Origin of the sequence: Pseudomonas sp. R45(2017), assembly GCF_002112305.1 — a bacterium.
Taxonomy (GTDB): domain Bacteria; phylum Pseudomonadota; class Gammaproteobacteria; order Pseudomonadales; family Pseudomonadaceae; genus Aquipseudomonas; species Aquipseudomonas paraglycinae.
The window spans coordinates 1-583 of the sequence record NZ_NEHH01000029.1 but is presented as its reverse complement, the minus strand read 5'-3'; the positions used below and the strand labels follow the sequence as shown (position 1 = coordinate 583).

Annotated in this window: 1 protein-coding gene; it reads left to right on the top strand. The window is 62.6% G+C overall.

Annotated features, from left to right (window positions below):
• Window positions 1–583, top strand: a 583-nt coding sequence (gene tssI, locus CAF74_RS28885) for a type VI secretion system tip protein TssI/VgrG (protein ID WP_139832946.1), incomplete at both ends; no start/stop codon positions are given.

Sequence of the window (583 nt, the reverse complement as noted above, 5' to 3'; positions counted from 1 at the left end):
CGATCGCCTCTACTGCGTGCAGTACGACGAATCGGACCTGCATTTCATCCAGCGCCTGTGCGAAGAAGAAGGCATTCACTACCACTTCCAGCACAGCGCCACGGGCCACAAACTGGTGTTCGGCGACGACCAGACGGTGTTCAAGAAACTGGCGCCGGTGGCCTATCAGCAGGACTCCGGCATGGTCGCCAGCAACCCGGTGATCAAGCGCTTCGACCTGCGCCTGGAAACCCGCACCAGCCGCACCACCCGCCGCGACTACGACTTCGAAAAACCGCGAATCACCCTCGAAAGCGAAAACCGCGGCGACGCCCTGCCCGACCTCGAGAATTACGACTACCCGGGCCGTTTCGTCGACCGCGAGCGCGGCAAGCACCTGGCCAAGCGCGCCCTCGAACGCCACCGCAGCGACTTCCAGCTTGCGGAAGGCAAGAGCGACCAACCTCTGCTGGTCAGCGGCCATTTCCTCGCGCTGAAAGAGCACCCGAAAGCCAAGTGGAACGACCTGTGGCTGCTCACCGAAGTCCACCACGAAGGCAAACAGCCGCAGGTGCTGGAAGAGTCGGTGACCAGTGACACCACC